Origin of the sequence: Vreelandella titanicae (genome assembly GCF_014697095.1) — a bacterium.
Lineage (GTDB): Bacteria > Pseudomonadota > Gammaproteobacteria > Pseudomonadales > Halomonadaceae > Vreelandella > Vreelandella titanicae.
In genome coordinates this window covers 423,330-438,702 of record NZ_CP059082.1, presented here as the reverse complement: position 1 = coordinate 438,702, position 15,373 = coordinate 423,330, and the positions used below count along the sequence as shown (strand labels likewise).

The following is a 15,373-nucleotide window of genomic DNA, read 5'->3' as shown; positions in this document are numbered from 1 at the left end:
CTACGAAACCCGGGGCGATTCATTGAGACCGTCATGTCTTACTTCATAGCAATCATCCTAAGTCGTAAAGCATTGCCAATCACGCTCACTGAAGAGAGTGACATCGCCGCCGCCGCGATAATCGGTGATAACAGCATACCTGTGAAGGGGTACAAAATCCCTGCGGCAATGGGGATGCCTGCCGCGTTGTAAGCAAAGGCAAAAAAGAGATTTTGGCGGATATTACGCATGGTGGCTTTAGAGAGTTTATGCGCCGTGGCAATACCGGTAAGATCTCCTCGCAGTAGGGTAACCCCAGCGCTTTCTATTGCTACGTCGGTACCGGTTCCCATGGCAATGCCGACATCCGCTGTAGCCAGCGCAGGTGCATCGTTCACGCCGTCGCCGGCCATGACAACAATGCGCCCTTCATCACGGAGACGCTGAATCACTCGGCCCTTGTCTTCTGGAAGCACTTCAGCTTCGACCTCATCAATGCTTAGCCGACGCGCCACAGCTTCTGCGGAGGTACGATTATCGCCTGTCAGCATCACCACTCGAATACCGTCAGCCTGGAGTGAACGAATGGCTTCTTCGGTGGTTTCCTTGATAGGATCAGCAATGGCGAGAAGCCCAGCCAAATTCCCGTCGATGCTCGCAAAGATGACTGTAGCACCGTCACTGCGCAATTGATCGGCGCGTGTGTCTTGAGACTGGGTGTTAACGCCTTCGCTTTCCATCAAGAGCCGATTGCCCAGGGCAATACGCTTGCCATCTATCTGGCCTATAACGCCCATGCCGTTGGGAGCCTCGAAGTCCAACGCTTCTGTTAATTTTACCTCTGCCTCTTTAGCCTTTTCGACTATCGCATGGGCCAAGGGATGCTCGCTGCCTCGCTCAAGACTAGCTGCCAAGCGCAAAAGCTCCGATTCAGCAATGCCTTCAGTGAGAATCAACTCGGTCACTCGTGGTTTGCCTTCGGTAAGCGTGCCGGTTTTGTCGACGACGACGGTGTCGACCTTCTCTAGACGTTCAAGAGCTTCGGCGTCGCGGATCAACACGCCTAACTGGGCACCGCGCCCTACACCCACCATAATCGACATGGGGGTAGCGAGGCCTAGCGCGCACGGGCAGGCAATGATCAGAACACTAACCGCCGCAATCAGGCCAAACGCCATCGGCGGGGTAGGGCCCCACAATGACCAGGCGATGAAAGCCACAACGGCAATGAGAATAACGACGGGTACAAAGATGCTGGCGACTTTGTCGGCAAGCCCTTGAATGGGTGCGCGGCTACGCTGGGCGCTGGCGACCATTTGCACAATTTGCGACAGCATCGTGTCTTGGCCAACCTTGTCAGCGCGCATGACGAATGATCCTTGCCCATTGATACTGCCGCCAATAACGCCATCGCCAACTTCTTTTTTTACCGCTAGCGGTTCGCCGGTAACCATGGATTCGTCAACGTTGGAACGACCTTCCATCACTTCGCCGTCTAATGGCACCTTATCGCCGGGGCGCACCCGGAGACGATCCCCTACCTGAACCTGGTCAAGAGAGATATCTTCCTCATTGCCCTGATCATCAAGGCGTCGAGCGGTAGCAGGCGCCAAGTCGAGCAGAGCACGAATAGCGCCAGAGGTTTTTTCACGAGCGCGTAGCTCTAATACTTGTCCCAGTAAAACTAAAACGACAATCACTGCCGCTGCTTCGAAATAAACGGCCACCGAACCATCGGCTTGACGGAAGGCGTCGGGAAAGATGCCCGGTGTGAGGGTGGCCAGCAAACTGTAGAGCAACGCGGTGCCGGTACCGATCGCGATTAGCGTGAACATATTAAGGCTGCGATGCACTAGCGAACGCCATCCGCGTACAAAGAATGGCCAACCTGCCCAGACGACTACCGGCGTTGCCAGCAGCAGTTGAATCCAGTTAGAGGTTTGCTGGGAAATAAAATGCATAAGGCCAAACACGTGGCCACCCATTTCTAGGGCAAACACGGGGAGGGTCAGTACTAGGCCGATCCAGAAACGCCTGGTCATGTCCTTGAGTTCGTCCGAAGGGCCGGTGTCAGCAGAGACGGTCTCAGGTTCCAGCGCCATGCCACAGATTGGACAGTCGCCTGGGCCTTCTCGTCGAACTTCTGGGTGCATCGGGCAAGTATAAATAGACCCCGAGGGTACTGACGCTTGTGACTGTTTGCTTGGCTCAAGATACGCATCAGGCTTGGCAATAAACTTTTCCTGACACTTTTCTGAGCAGAAGTACCAAGTCTTACCCGCGTGATCGGCACGGTGGCGGGAGGTATGGGGATCAACGTCCATGCCACAAACAGGGTCTTTCACCTTTGTCTCGTTATGGTCTTCAGACATCGTTCATTCTCCCCGTTTGGCGAACAAGGCGCATGGCTTCGTGCTCTTCAAGTGCTAAAAGGGAATCTAAGAGCTCTTTAGCCTCAGGAATTTCCGCTTTGCCAACGAGGGTTCGATAAAGGTTTATCGTTTGTTCATGGAAATCAAAAACCTCTCGGCAAATGTCGTCAACACTTAGCGTGGAATAGGGCGCATCGCAGGTACGATGCGTACGGATAGGTTTATGCTCCAAATAGTCATAAACGTAGGTTTTTAATGCTTTCGCGTCAGCAGTCTGTTCAAAGCGCGCCACAACGCGCTGCATTTCCGCTTCCTGTGCAGCTAAGTAATTGAGCAACATGCGAGCGCGCTCTTCTTCGTGTATATCGGCGCAATGAGCAAGGCAAGCTGCAAGATGCTCGTGTAACTGACGGGTCCAATCGATCAATTCACCAAAGGTTCTAACGTCCATTTGGTACCTCCTATAACGCTATTAACGTTAATGAGTGTGAGAGTGCTCGCTATCGTTTGAAGCGTCGCGTTTGGATAGGAAAATCCATTCGCCGAGTAAAAGAGTAGCCATTACTACGCCAGCAACGATGAGCACCATGGGGTCCGAGATGGCTTTTACCCATAAAAAGCCGATTAACACGACAGCATCTAGTAGTATGGCAATGCTAGGAATAACAGGATTAGCCCCCACTCTGTCCTTGAGATGACGAAGCACACCCCAGTGGATGGCCATATCCATGATCAGGTAGAAAATGATGCCTAATGCTGCGATGCGGCTCAGGTCAAAAAAAGCGGTGAGCACTAAGCCAAATACGATGGTGTACACCAGTGTATGCTTTTGTACACTGCCGGGCATGTGGAAATGGCGGTGAGGAACCAGCTTCATTTCTGTCAGCATGGCGAGCATGCGTGAAACGGCAAAGACGCTGGCGATGATACCGCCCGCCGTTGCCAACATGGCGAGAATGACGGTAAACGCAACTGCCGCTTCACCCAGTGCGGGACGGGCAGCGGCGGCCAGGGAGTAGTCTTGGGTTTCGATAATTTCAGGCAAAGATAGGTTGCTGGCAACGGCAAAACCGACAAGGGCATAGATCACCACGCATAGCGCAATCGAGATCGTGATAGCTTTGCCAAGATTCCGCTTAGGATCTTTAAGCTCCGAACCACTATTGGTAATCGTCGTGAAGCCTTTAAATGCCAGTATGCCGAGCGCCGTAGCACCTAAAAAGCCCGTTATCGTAGGCGTAGGTGCATCGTTGCCAGCACCCATTTCGATGGAGTCGGCAATAAACACGCCGACAATACCAAACACTATAATGCCACCTATTTTGATAAATCCGAGCACCGAGGCGACGGTCTCGATCAAGCGGTTGGCGGATAAATTGATCAAAAAGGCTATTAGCAGTAAACCAACCCCGAGTAGGGGCACAAATAGTGAACGATCCCCCAGGTCAAACAACTCAAGCGTGTAGGAACCAAACGTTCTCGCCAAAAAACTCTGTGCGATCACCATGGAAAAATACATCAGGAGGGCATGAAAGGCGGTGGGAAGCGTCGGGCCATACGCTTTCTGTAAATACATGCCAATCCCACCTGCTGATGGGAAGGTATTGGACATTTTAACGTAAGAATAAGCGCTGAAAGAGACAATGACGGCAGCGGCCAGAAAGGCTAGAGGAAATAGCCGACCAGTCATTTCGGCCATTTGGCCGGTTAGCGCAAAAATACCGGCCCCAATCATCACGCCGGTGCCTAATGCAACGGCACCGACCAACGAAAGACTGTTTTCTTTATATTGTGGCGTTCTATCCTGCCCAACCATGAAAGCGACTCCTTGTATTAACGGCAACCACAGCAGCAATAACTGCCGAGGACTCCTGTGCGGTGTTTTTTGATGCTATATAAATTAAATATAGAACCTATGTGCAGCCACATGGCAAATGACTAACGGAAGGTCTGATTTTGCGAGGCCACAGGCAAGCAGCTCTTACCCTAAACTAGCTAGTCTTGCTCCTGGTTGTGTCATGTAGCCGTTATGACTATTAATGACAGCTCCAAGGTTCCTGTTTAGCGTTGTCTTTAACGTTCTGATCGACGAAACGGTAATACTCCTTCTTAAAGCGGTTCCACCGATCAGCGCTGACCTGTATGTCATGGAGCTTGAGAATTTTTTCAACGTCATCGATGCAGAGCCTCAGCGCATCGTAAGCAAGGCTGATATTTCGGTTTTTCTCGTTGTAGACCACCTTATCCATTCCATAGAGTCGGTCGATATCTGACAGCGCTTCTTCAATGCGTTTGGATTTACTAGGCTTGATTTTTAAATTCCGAGTCACCAGTGTGTTTTTGGAAACACCCAAGCGGTGCTCTTGTTGTGTCGTTTTCATGGTCTTTCTCCCAGGCGCGTACATGTATATATAGAGTGGTTCAGTCCTTGTCTATTTTGTCCTTATGACCGCCGTGGTGTTTATGCATGAAAATATGCATCAGTGGGCATGCTGCCAAAAAGAGGAAAGGTAAGAACTGAAATAGGTGGAGACGGTGCTCGGTTCCAATCAGGTATCCCGCCCAAATGACAAACCCAGCAAGTGGCACCCACAACATCAGCAAACGACTACTTGTACTGTTACTCATAATCACCTCAGTAACTCGCCCAAAGAGCCAACAGCAGTTAAGGCCGTTGGTTTGGGAAAAATCAAATAAATAACCCCAATAACAGCATGGATGATTTGTCTGAACGCAACCTGAACAGCATCGGAGGGAAATATGATCCTGATCAAGCGCCTCGCAAAAAGTAGGCGATAATTACCCAAGCGGTATCCATAGCCTCATTCCCATCATCATTAGGTTTTCGGTGAGCGATACAAAGCTTAATGGGTATTACTGTTGCCGACACAGGCGCACTTGAGCTCACGTTTATCGAGGTATATCGCTTTAAAGACAGAACCTGTCACACGGTGCCAACGAATAGCGCCAGTGGCGCAGCCAGCCAGATAAGCGTATCGGCCAGCAATTAGTAGCTTCGGAAGTATCTAGGCGTGAAGGTAAACGTAACTGAAGGGGACTTGGCGCTGGGCGTGCAGGTCATAGTTGAGAAACATGGCGCTAAAGCTCGCTACGCCCTGCAGCTTTTGCAGACCCGGGGGTATGATCGCTGTGGCTACGGCATACTCTAGCACGCGTGCAGTGAATATTATGCACTGAACCTCCCAACTGGCAGAAAAATCGATGAGTAACGCAGTGGCAAAAATTGCCAGCACAGGGCGATAGGTGGTCGCATTAGGGTCTGAAACGCTAACTCCCAGGTGCTCATGAAGCTCTTCATAGCCGCCAATACGTTCATAGCCCAGATATCCCTGGGAAATCGTATCGACATGTTCCTGCTCTGTAAACGCGTCAATCTCTTATCGCGAAGTCAGCAGGTTTACGTTCACCTAAGGCCCATGTGCACGAGCAGGTCAACGATCTACAAGCCAAACGGACATATGTACTCTCCTGTTTGCAACCATAAGCGCGAGCGCTGGAGTGGGTCGTTGTCACCGTTATGAACCTCTTAGTTGTTTATTAACACTATATTGCTTACCTAACATAATAATCTAACTCCCTTCCACAGCCTTCAGATCAAATATGTGGCGCGACGAAAACTTTATTGTGAAGTGAGCCAGTCAATCTTACTAAGCCTGAAGGCGCCTCAGTCGTTAGGTAATAAGTTTATTTTATATGAAATTTGTTAACTTCCATGTCTCAACATAAACATTTGAGATTCGCTAAAGTGTATATTTATTCGCTGACAATGCGAAGTTGGTTTTCTAAGTAAGGGCTAGCATTCGCCGGGAGCAGGTTTGTCGGAGTTAAAAGGACCAAGAGGTTGTTTTCTACTTAATAACACAAGTGGGCGGTTGAGACGGTAGCTAACAGTGTGGTGACCCATAAGGTGACTAAGAAAATTTGTTATAGGGCATAGACACTATTATTTACTCTGGGGGTATTCCAGTTTGTATTGGAAAGGGGTTCTCAATACTTTCGTCTGCTTGGTGACGCCTTTGCTCTTGTGTCCATAATATCTTGAGATAATTCACCACATCTCGTATCTCGCTGGGAGCCAAAACTTCCTGATACGCTGGCATCGTTAGCCTATCGGTTTTATTCCAGGGGTCGCGCCAACCCTCGGCAATAATTCGGTAGAGCATGGCATCAGAGTGTTTCCAGGTATGGCCCTCTGGCCCATGTGGTGGAGCAGGTAACTCGCCTAGAGCATTTTGCTCTTCCCAGTTGGGCATGCCTTCGCCTTGTGTACCGTGGCAACTAGCACAGTATTGTCGGTAAACTCTTTTTCCGTCTTCCAGCTGAGGAGTATCGCTTGAAAAAGGACGGTCCTCAGCCATGGCGTGCCCCACAACCATTAGCGTCAGCCATGAGGCAGTGAAAAAACAGTGCTTACGCATCGGGATAAGTCCAGGATTGGCCTTCGTCTTCACTGTGTAGAAGTTCCCCTTTCTGGTTTAAACCATAGAGAGTGTCTTTGGCGGAGAGTGTGAGTGCAACGAGCTCTGTGCCGTCACCAGCTACTTGTTGCCACTCTTGACCACCCGTTTCACTACGCCATAGTCCTTGCTGTGTAACCACATAGACTCGCTTTGGGTTGCCAAGGCTATAAGCCACATCATAGACGCTGCCAGCATCAAGTGCTCCGGTCGGTCTCCAACCGCAAAAGCAGTCCATCGATAGACGCACCGCATCGTCCGATACCCCGTAGAGCCAGCCGGTCTGCATGCTGCCTTCCATGTCAGAGTGGACGAGTCGGTTAATCTTTTGTGAAGGACCACTGTCCATTTTTTTCCAGGTGGTGCCAGCATCCTCGCTTTGGTAGATGCCGTCTTCTTCAATTACCGCATAAAGTGTTTCGTTCTGACGGCGATGTACAGCTAGCGCAGTAACCTCTCGGCTAGGTAGGTTAGCGCTAAGCTCTTGCCAGGTTTCTCCATTGTCGGTGCTACGCTGCACCCCGATTGAGGGGCCTGCGATATAGAGCGCTTGCGGATCAGTGGAGGGGACCGATACCGCGCGCAACTGGCCTTCATTCACGTCTTCGGGCAAGGGAATCGCATTCCAGGTCATGCCTTCATCGGCACGCTGGAATAGTTGGTTAGCCTCAATTTTAAACAGTCGTTTGCCTGTTACGTCATATTGCAGTGCAAGCAACCCTTCTTCAGTTGCCAAGGCCGTAATGGCGCTGCCAAAGCTGACTGCGGCCAAGCCTGTCAGTAAGAAGACACGTAAAAAACGACTCACGATCATGTGCATTTCAATATTTCCTTAAATAACGATTAGCCGATAACACCTAGGGCAGGGAAAGTACGCAATAACCAATATGACAGCTCGGATAGTTTGCCTGTGATCATTAAGCTACCCATCAGAATCATGATCAACCCAGCCGCTATATGTATGAAATGCCCCCAGCGACGCAGGAATTTCTGGTGCTTTATGAAGCGATCGAGCGAAATAGCACTCAGCATGAAGGGCACACCCAGACCCAAAGAATAAACGCCGAGCAACGCCATGCCGCTCCAGGCGTTGGCCGTGGAAGCGCTGACGGTAAGAATGGCACCCAAAATCGGGCCAATGCAGGGGGTCCAGCCAAATGCAAACGCTAAACCAAGCAGATAAGCCGCACTGCGGCTTCCGCCGACGTCCTTCAGTCGACCCATAAACCGCCATTCTTGCTGAAACCAGCGCCACGGCATGAGCCCGGTCATGAAGGCACCAAACAGGATGACGATAAGGCCACCGACTAGGTTTGCTTCTTGGCGATACACCAACAGCAGACGACCAATGGCTGTGGCACTGGCTCCCAGCATCAAAAAAACGGTTGAAAAACCGAGCACGAACCACATTGACTGGGTTAATACCCGAAGACGCTCTCGTCTATCCGCTTCCTGTAGTTGTCCGAGCGAGCGGCCGGTCATGAATGAAAGATAGCCAGGCACAAGTGGCAAAACACAGGGCGAAATAAACGAGATCAGGCCTGCCAGAAAGGCAGTGGCAAGTCCTATATTGGCTACTTCAAGCATTATCCTTTACCTATGCTAGGCTTGGAATTTTGACGAGGACTGCTTGATTGACTCGCTTTGATCTACTATTTGGTGAGTGGTGGGCGCTGTGTCGGCATTCACTTCTGAAGCGTCTTCTACCTGGGCCTGAACATTGGTAGCGTCGCTTTGCTCGGTCGCTTCACCTTTTTTGTCTTTGCACTTCATTATGCATAGGCCTAATCCGCACATAATGAGACATGGCAATAGGCTCAATAGAATAGGCGCGATGCCGAGCAAGACCAGGTTATCCCAGCCAAAAGCAAGGCCGCCAGCCACTGCCACGCCACCCAGCAACATCAGGCCGCGAGGCCCTGTCAACAGGCCTTGTAGCCCCGATTTTTGTTTGCTCTGTTGGGTTTTGTCGTCACAACAACTCATGGTGCTACCTCATTATCTGGTTGCAATCATTTCGGTAAGAAAGTCGATCATGTCTTGAGTGTTCCACTCGGCTTCCCCCACGAGGCGCCCAATTTCTTTGCCTTGGCGGTCAAGTAGCAGCGTCGTGGGAATACCTACAGCCCCAAGATCTGCACTAGCCATCCCGGTTTTATCTATATAGGGAGCCAGATGCTCAATGCCTATCTCTTGATAAAATTCATTAACAATCTCGATCCCCTTACGGTCGATCGATAAGGCGACCACTTCAAAATTATCGCTGCCAAGCTCAGCCTGGAGGGCATCTAAAGTGGGCATTTCCTCTCGACAAGGCCCACACCATGTTGCCCAGATGTTGAGTAAAATCAGTTTTCCTTCAAAGTCAGCCAACGTTAAAGGGGTGCCGCCGCTATCCTCGAAACTGATTTCCGATACGTCGTTGGGGGTGGCCCAGAGAAGAAACCCTTGTGGCCCTGAGCTTTCTGACGGGGCGGCCATGGCAAGGGATGTGGCAGTCATCAGAAATACGGCTACGAGATATCCTGCCAGGATGGGTAGTTTCATCGCCACACTATCCCTTAGTGAGTCGCGTAAATGTCGGGGCTATCGGTCGGTTGCGAGGCTATGGCATAGACCTCGAGCGGGCCGCGTTTTTCTCCCGACATGCCCGGTGAGCCAAGCGGCATTCCCGGCACACTCAGCCCTATGATAGAGGGCTTTTCATCAAGCACTTGGGTCACACTCTCAACAGGCACATGCCCTTCGAAGAGATAGTCTCCTACGACCGTGGTATGGCAGCCATGCAGTTCTTCAGGGACGTTATACTCGGCTTTCATTTCCACTAGATCATGGGTGTCGACCGTCTCCACGTCGAAGCCGTTTTGTTCCAAATATTTGGCATATTCGGCACAACACCCGCAATTGGGATTTTTGTAGAGGGTCGCTGATATATCAGCCGCCAATCCCGATACGGGAAAAGCCAGCAAAGACGTAACAGCTAACGCTTGCCAATGTTTCATATATTGAGTGTCCGGTTAGTTAACAGGGCGGAAGGTCTCATTGACGCTGCCCGCATAAGAAAAAGGTTGCTTGCGTACAAGCAACCCCATCCGAGTCGTTTCAAGCGTCGTCGTTCTCATGCTGCATGTTTTCCATCATGGCGTTACATTTTTCCATCACGGATTTCATATCGCCCATCATGTCGTGCATACCACCTTCTTGCATCATATTGCTATGCATGTCATTGCCCTCCATCGGCTCCTGCTGATTCTCTTCTTGGGCAAGAAGCGAGCTAGCTCCGAAGCTACTGGCAGCAACAATGGCGGTAAACAGGATCGCAGTATTACGTTTACGCATGACACTCTCCTCCGTGTGTGAATCACTCTGCCAAACGAGCTGGTGGTAGGACTTGATTACGGTTTTTACCTTGTGGCAGAGGTGCTTTTGTAAGATATCCTTAAAGCAGACTTTAAGGTCAAGGCCTCATTTTAAATTTCGATGTACAACCGAAAGGTTTGCCATAAACGCTCAATTGAAGACTTGACCTTTGGGCAGCCTGGCGGTTGTAAGCTGGCTACGAGTAAACAAATGAGGGTAAGCCAATGCGAGTTTCCGAGCTGGCTCAGACGGGAGGGGTAACGGCAGAAACAGTACGTCACTATACAAGGGAAGGGTTGTTGCAACCGCACCGCGACCCGCGCAACGGTTATCAACTCTACGATATAGAGTCCTTGGGGCGCCTACGTTTTATCGACTGCCTGCGTTCGCTGGGCGTTAGTCTTCCAGAGATCAAACAAATATTATCTTGGGCGGATCAAGGCACCGTAGAGTTTAATGAACCAGTACCACTCGCCACTCAAAGGCGACGTCTGAACTTGCGGACCCAAGAACTCCAGGTGATAGAGCGATGGTTAGATAACATGAACCAAGACAAGATGACTGAAAGCTTCAGTCTGAAGGAACTAATCGAATCGCTTGGGACAGGTAAATTAGTTTTCGAGGCTAATGATTCGCGAAGTAATCATTAGTGATGCGGCGAAGTCATGGCACTGTGCGTATCCATCATCCCTATCATGGATTGCAGATGCCAGAGTTGCCAGACGGCAAACGTAATAATCAGCAGCGCTGCTAGCGTACGAGTCGCGGGGCTACGTATCCATATTGAGACACGGCGCGCTGCCACTCCGGTCGCTAGGACGGCAGGCAAGGTGCCGAGCCCAAAGGGCCCCCATCATCGCGGCGGCACGCAATGGCTCGGCTACAGCAAGACTCCAGGCCAGCATCGAATAGATTAGCCCACAGGGCATCCAGCCCCATAGCGAGCCAAGTGCGAATGCTTGGGGTACTTTTACAACAGGCATCAAGCGACGGCCTATTGGTTCGATGCGGCGCCACAGGACGCGCCCCAGTGCCTCGATACGTAGCAAGCCCTTCCACCAGTTGGCGATATACAGTGCCATTAGTATCAACATGACCGCCGCCAGGATACGCAACACCAGGGCGAAGCTGTCCAGTGCATGGTTGAGCACGGAACCGAGCAGGGCCACCAAGGCACCAGCGATCATGTAGCTGCTGATACGACCTAAATTATAGCCGAGCAACAGACCTGCTAAACGCCTCGGCTGTCGCATGCTGGGGGGCACAGCAAAGGTCAGGGCACTCATGATGCCGCCACACATGCCGATACAGTGCGCGCCTCCCAGCAAGCCGAAGACGAAGGCCGCCGCCAGCGGCGGCAGGCTCATGTCGGCGGGATTCATTTAAGGGGCACCTTTGGAGCTACCCGCCGTATCACGGGAGGGGCTGATGGTGAAGGCCGCCGGAGGCGAACCGTACGGTGATACGAGTTCGACCTGTTCGGGTGGATAGCAGAGTCCTTGGTCGGAACAGCCCTGAAAGGTCACCATGATGGCCAGCGGCCCGGTAACGGTGTCGCTCGCCTCGATGGGCGCACTCACCAACACCTGATCGTAGAAAACGTTAATGTTCCCTAAAGACGCGTGCGACATTGGCTCGCCAGGAGGCAAAGCCAACTCACCGAAATTGATATCTTGAGAGAGACTCTCAATCGCGAACTGATGCCGGTGAAGGTAGTAATTTTCGGCGGCGGTGAAGCCGATATAAACTCGATCATCGTCTCGCCAGGCGGTGGTTCGGAAGGCTTCTTTAGCCGGTAGAAAGTCACGTTGGGGCGAACGGTTAAAGGGGGAACTTTTGTCACCAACCTCAAACATCTCTTCACGTGCCGCTACCGGGGTGACTATAAAGAGTGCCACCGTTAGAAAAGCGAAGACTTGTTTCATGAGTTTAACGCCGCCTTTGGCTTATCCATTGGCTGACCTCTGGACCAAGCGACCAGAGCAAAGCCCGCGACGATCATTGGTAGTGTCAGTAGCTGCCCCATGGTTAACCAGCCAAAAGCGATGAATCCCAACTGAGGGTCGGGGAGGCGCACGAACTCTACGATGAAACGGAAGGCTCCATACAGAAGCAGGAACAGCCCAGAGATGAGGCCCCGCTGACGTGGTCGGCGCGATAGCCACCACAGCACGGCAAACAACACGACACCTTCAAGGGCAAACTCGTAGAGAGCCGAAGGATGCCGTGGCTCTGGGCCCAGCTCCATCATGGATGGAAACACCATTGCCCAAGGTACATCACTAACTCTCCCCGGTAACTCGTGATTGATGAAGTTCCCGAGGCGACCCGCTCCCAGGCCGATGGGGACTAACGGAGCAATGAAGTCGGTCAGTTGAATAAAAGCCAGTTGATGTTTGCGAGCAAACAGCCAGGCAGCCACTAACACACCGGCAAGGCCGCCATGAAAGCTCATGCCTCCTTCCCAGATTTTTAGTAACCAAAGGGGGTTGGCTTGCAGTTGTTCGAGCCCGTAAAACAGTGCATAGCCAAGGCGGCCGCCAACGATGATGCCGATGGCGGCGTAGAAGATCAGGTCGCCTATATCATCGTGGCTTAGGCCGAGTCGGTGGGCGCGACGCCGACCCAACCACCAAGCGGCCACTAGCCCGATTACATACATTAAGCCATACCAGTGAATCTGAAGAGGGCCTATGGCGATGGCGATCGGGTCGATTTGAGGGTATTGCAGCATATATCTTCCTTAATCAATCGTTACTGTTGGAGTCATCAACAAAAATTATTGCGTCTTAAGAGCCGTTTTATCGTTTCCACTTCTCGACTTCCTGGATGACTCGCTCAACATCTTCAGAAGTTATGTAACCTGTATGTTTGTAACGAATAGTGCCCTCGGTATCGACCAGATAGCTTTCGGGTGCGCCATAAACACCTAGCTCAAAACCTAGGTTACCCTCTGGATCAAAAATATTGACTTCAAAAGGATTCCCAAACTCGTCAAGAAACTCGAGTCCCTTTGCCTGGGTATCCTTGTAGTTGATGCCAACCAAGCGGACGCCTCGCGCGGCTAAGTCCAATAACTGCGGCATTTCATGCTTGCAAGTGGGGCACCACTCTCCCCAAACATTGACCAATGTCACCTTATCTTTAAAAAGAGATTCATCAACGACCCTTGAGGGGTCTTCCAGCGTCGTCAGGTTGAAGGCCGGAAACGGCTGAGCTAACAAGGGGGAATCTCTGGCGCTAGGATCCATTGATAAGCCCTGATAAAAGAAAAAGCTCAAACCAAAAAAGCCCAATAGGGGTAAAAATAGCAATGTCCGAGATTTCACGTATACGTCTCACAGGTAGTAGCGGGTAAGTGCCTGCTGAGCATTGTTAGTGCTTACGGAAGTTGATTTGGAGCACTAGGTTGCATCGGTCATGGCTTCCGAGCCCATAGGCGTTTCGCCAGCAGCGGCAGCAATGTGATGCCACTGATGAGGACCAGCGCGATCGTGAGACCACGGGAGTCGGCGGTAATTAGCACTTCGCCGAACTTGACGATCAGATACGCCGTGGGGATTACGCCGGCCAATGTGGCGATCAAAAAGCGCCAGAAGGACAGGGGTGTAATACCTGCCGCGTAGCTGATGGCATCAAACGAAATGAAGGGCACCAATCGGGATGCAAAAACGATGAGCATCAAGCCGGTTTGAGAGCGTTCCTTCCCCAGCCAGTTAAGGATGGGACGCGTACGCGACCAGCGTTGCATTACCTCATAGCCGAGCAAACGAGCAATGCAGAAAGCGAGCAGAGCGCCGGCTTCGGCACCGATAACGACATAGGCCGTTCCCCAAACTGGGCCGTAGATCGCACCGGCCACCATGGCAATCGGACCACTGGGGATCGGGCTCATGACAATGGCCGTAATCATCATAAAGATGATGGCCAATGGCCCCCAGACGCCCAACCCATCAACCCATTCACGCAAGGCCTGCTTATCGGTCAAGACCGACAAGGCGCCGGTCTCCATCAGGATCCAATAGAGGGACGCCAAGCCCATCAGTAGAGAGAGCCCCAAAAAGAGCTTTTGCTTTACACTAAGCTTGGTTGCCATGTCCATCTCAGTTGTGGGGAGCAGGGAGACATGTCATCTCAGCCCTGTACCGTGATGGAGTATCATTCAACACCCAATATTTCGCGAAGCTGGTCGGTCGACACTGCACCATTGATACGCTGTACTTTCCCGGCTTCATCACGGTAGTAGCTGGTCGGCGTCCCTGTAGCACCGGCCTCGCGCATGATCTGGGCATGCTTTCTGAGCAGCGCTTGACTCTCCTCCGACGGCTCCACCGGTTTTATGCCGCCATTGCGAAATTCCAATTCATGGGTTTCGAGAGCGCTAGCCGGATTGTCGGCTTCAAGGATTGCGGCAGCTTTGCGAAGACTGTCCTCTGATAGCACGCCGACCAGCACGTGACGAAGCTGTAGTACGCCTTGCTCGATTAGCGGGCGTGAATTCTTCCAGAGTGCGTTGCAGTAGGGGCAGTTGGGGTCTGTTAGTGTGTAAACAATATGCGATGCATCATCATTCCCCTCCGAGATAAAACGAGTGTTTTCAAACGCACTCCAGGCAGCTTCCAGCATGGGTTCCAGCACCAGAGCCTGAAGCTGGCTTTCCATGACGGCATTGCCCTGGGGGTCGATTAACGTACCAATGACGGCATAGTCGGAAGAGGAAGAAATATAAGCCGCCATAGGCTCATTATCATAAGACAAGGCATAGCCTTGGAGGTCGTCAGGCGCTTCGAAGATGCCATGGAATGTGAACCCTTGATCCACCAACACGGTAATCGTCTTGGGCAAGGGAGACTCAGTATTAGCGGCAATGCCGGCCTGATGACTCTCATTGGCATCGGTTCCTGCTTCCTGCGCCAACGCAGGCAACGTAATAAGACCTAACAGACCTGCAGCGGCTAGGTAATAAGTAGAATGTAGGATATGCCTCATGAATGCTCTCTTTATCAATTACTGTTTTTCCAAGGGATTAGGTCGATCACATTTACTGGCTGGTTTTAGTGCTTCTTATTAAAAAACAGGTACTTGATAAGCGCAGCAACACCAAGCCCCAGTGCAATAATCAACAAGATCGCTATTAGGCCCATCCCCGCCATACCCCACATGCAACTATCACTTCCCATCATT

Annotated in this window: 19 protein-coding genes and 1 pseudogene; 1 reads left to right on the top strand and 19 read right to left on the bottom strand. The window is 51.5% G+C overall.

The genetic code is table 11. From position 1 onward, the window contains the following. Nucleotides 1–38 precede the first annotated feature (38 nt). From HZS52_RS02045 to HZS52_RS01990, 12 genes are all read right to left on the bottom strand, one after another. The gene (locus HZS52_RS02045; protein WP_190374064.1) at nt 39–2,351 is read right to left on the bottom strand and encodes a heavy metal translocating P-type ATPase; all 2,313 of its coding nucleotides are present in this window, start codon (nt 2,349–2,351) and stop codon (nt 39–41) included. Beyond that, on the bottom strand, nt 2,344–2,802 hold the full coding sequence (locus tag HZS52_RS02040) for a hypothetical protein (protein WP_008958467.1): 459 nt from the start codon (nt 2,800–2,802) through the stop codon (nt 2,344–2,346). The genes HZS52_RS02045 and HZS52_RS02040 overlap by 8 nt, the downstream gene beginning before the upstream one ends. Before the next feature lie 27 nt (nt 2,803–2,829). Next, nucleotides 2,830–4,167, bottom strand: coding sequence for an APC family permease (locus HZS52_RS02035; RefSeq protein ID WP_008958468.1), 1,338 nt, complete (start codon nt 4,165–4,167; stop codon nt 2,830–2,832). A gap of 220 nt (nt 4,168–4,387) precedes the next feature. After that, the gene (locus HZS52_RS02030) at nt 4,388–4,732 is read right to left on the bottom strand and encodes a hypothetical protein (protein ID WP_022522184.1); all 345 of its coding nucleotides are present in this window, start codon (nt 4,730–4,732) and stop codon (nt 4,388–4,390) included. 40 nt (nt 4,733–4,772) lie between these two features. Further along, nucleotides 4,773–4,949, bottom strand: a complete 177-nt coding sequence (locus HZS52_RS02025) for a DUF2933 domain-containing protein (protein WP_008958470.1) — start codon at nt 4,947–4,949, stop codon at nt 4,773–4,775. 1,370 nt (nt 4,950–6,319) lie between these two features. Beyond that, on the bottom strand, nt 6,320–6,730 hold the full coding sequence (locus tag HZS52_RS02020; protein WP_223828032.1) for a c-type cytochrome: 411 nt from the start codon (nt 6,728–6,730) through the stop codon (nt 6,320–6,322). Between the two features lie 52 nt (nt 6,731–6,782). Then, entirely contained in the window at nt 6,783–7,649 is an 867-nt protein-coding gene (locus HZS52_RS02015) for a WD40/YVTN/BNR-like repeat-containing protein (RefSeq protein ID WP_008958473.1), read from the bottom strand. Between the two features lie 23 nt (nt 7,650–7,672). Further along, nucleotides 7,673–8,416: a cytochrome c biogenesis CcdA family protein gene (locus tag HZS52_RS02010; protein ID WP_008958474.1), complete on the bottom strand. Its 744-nt coding sequence runs from the start codon at nt 8,414–8,416 to the stop codon at nt 7,673–7,675. 15 nt (nt 8,417–8,431) lie between these two features. Further along, complete coding sequence (locus tag HZS52_RS02005; protein WP_008958475.1) at nt 8,432–8,815, bottom strand: hypothetical protein; 384 nt, start codon at nt 8,813–8,815, stop codon at nt 8,432–8,434. Nucleotides 8,816–8,827: 12 nt separating this feature from the next. Continuing rightward, entirely contained in the window at nt 8,828–9,376 is a 549-nt protein-coding gene (locus tag HZS52_RS02000; protein WP_008958476.1) for a TlpA family protein disulfide reductase, read from the bottom strand. A 14-nt stretch (nt 9,377–9,390) separates the two neighbouring features. After that, nucleotides 9,391–9,831, bottom strand: a complete 441-nt coding sequence (locus HZS52_RS01995; protein WP_008958477.1) for a DUF411 domain-containing protein — start codon at nt 9,829–9,831, stop codon at nt 9,391–9,393. 100 nt (nt 9,832–9,931) lie between these two features. Beyond that, the gene (locus HZS52_RS01990; RefSeq protein ID WP_190374062.1) at nt 9,932–10,168 is read right to left on the bottom strand and encodes a hypothetical protein; all 237 of its coding nucleotides are present in this window, start codon (nt 10,166–10,168) and stop codon (nt 9,932–9,934) included. 245 nt (nt 10,169–10,413) lie between these two features. On the opposite strand from HZS52_RS01990, the gene HZS52_RS01985 reads away from it, so the two are divergent. Further along, a complete protein-coding gene (locus HZS52_RS01985; RefSeq protein WP_008958479.1) occupies nt 10,414–10,839 on the top strand; it encodes a MerR family transcriptional regulator in 426 nt (141 codons plus the stop codon). On the opposite strand, the pseudogene HZS52_RS01980 reads toward HZS52_RS01985, so the two are convergent. From HZS52_RS01980 to HZS52_RS24600, 7 genes and pseudogenes are all read right to left on the bottom strand, one after another. Then, nucleotides 10,836–11,571 (bottom strand): annotated as a pseudogene (locus HZS52_RS01980) (sulfite exporter TauE/SafE family protein). The gene HZS52_RS01985 and the pseudogene HZS52_RS01980 sit on opposite strands and share 4 nt — an antisense overlap. After that, on the bottom strand, nt 11,572–12,114 hold the full coding sequence (locus HZS52_RS01975) for a protein-disulfide reductase DsbD N-terminal domain-containing protein (RefSeq protein ID WP_008958483.1): 543 nt from the start codon (nt 12,112–12,114) through the stop codon (nt 11,572–11,574). Next, nucleotides 12,111–12,923 (bottom strand): prolipoprotein diacylglyceryl transferase, encoded by an 813-nt coding sequence (gene lgt, locus HZS52_RS01970; RefSeq protein ID WP_008958484.1) that lies wholly within the window; start codon nt 12,921–12,923, stop codon nt 12,111–12,113. The genes HZS52_RS01975 and lgt overlap by 4 nt, the downstream gene beginning before the upstream one ends. Nucleotides 12,924–12,990: 67 nt before the next feature. Continuing rightward, nucleotides 12,991–13,518 (bottom strand): DsbE family thiol:disulfide interchange protein, encoded by a 528-nt coding sequence (locus HZS52_RS01965; protein WP_035586998.1) that lies wholly within the window; start codon nt 13,516–13,518, stop codon nt 12,991–12,993. Between the two features lie 89 nt (nt 13,519–13,607). Then, nucleotides 13,608–14,285 carry a TVP38/TMEM64 family protein gene (locus HZS52_RS01960; RefSeq protein WP_008958486.1) on the bottom strand — a complete coding sequence of 226 codons (678 nt, stop codon included), beginning with the start codon at nt 14,283–14,285 and terminating at the stop codon, nt 13,608–13,610. A 62-nt stretch (nt 14,286–14,347) separates the two neighbouring features. Further along, a complete protein-coding gene (dsbG, locus tag HZS52_RS01955) occupies nt 14,348–15,178 on the bottom strand; it encodes a thiol:disulfide interchange protein DsbG (RefSeq protein ID WP_008958487.1) in 831 nt (276 codons plus the stop codon). Between the two features lie 65 nt (nt 15,179–15,243). Further along, nucleotides 15,244–15,372, bottom strand: a complete 129-nt coding sequence (locus HZS52_RS24600) for a hypothetical protein (RefSeq protein WP_008958488.1) — start codon at nt 15,370–15,372, stop codon at nt 15,244–15,246. Between the last annotated feature and the right edge of the window lies 1 nt (nt 15,373).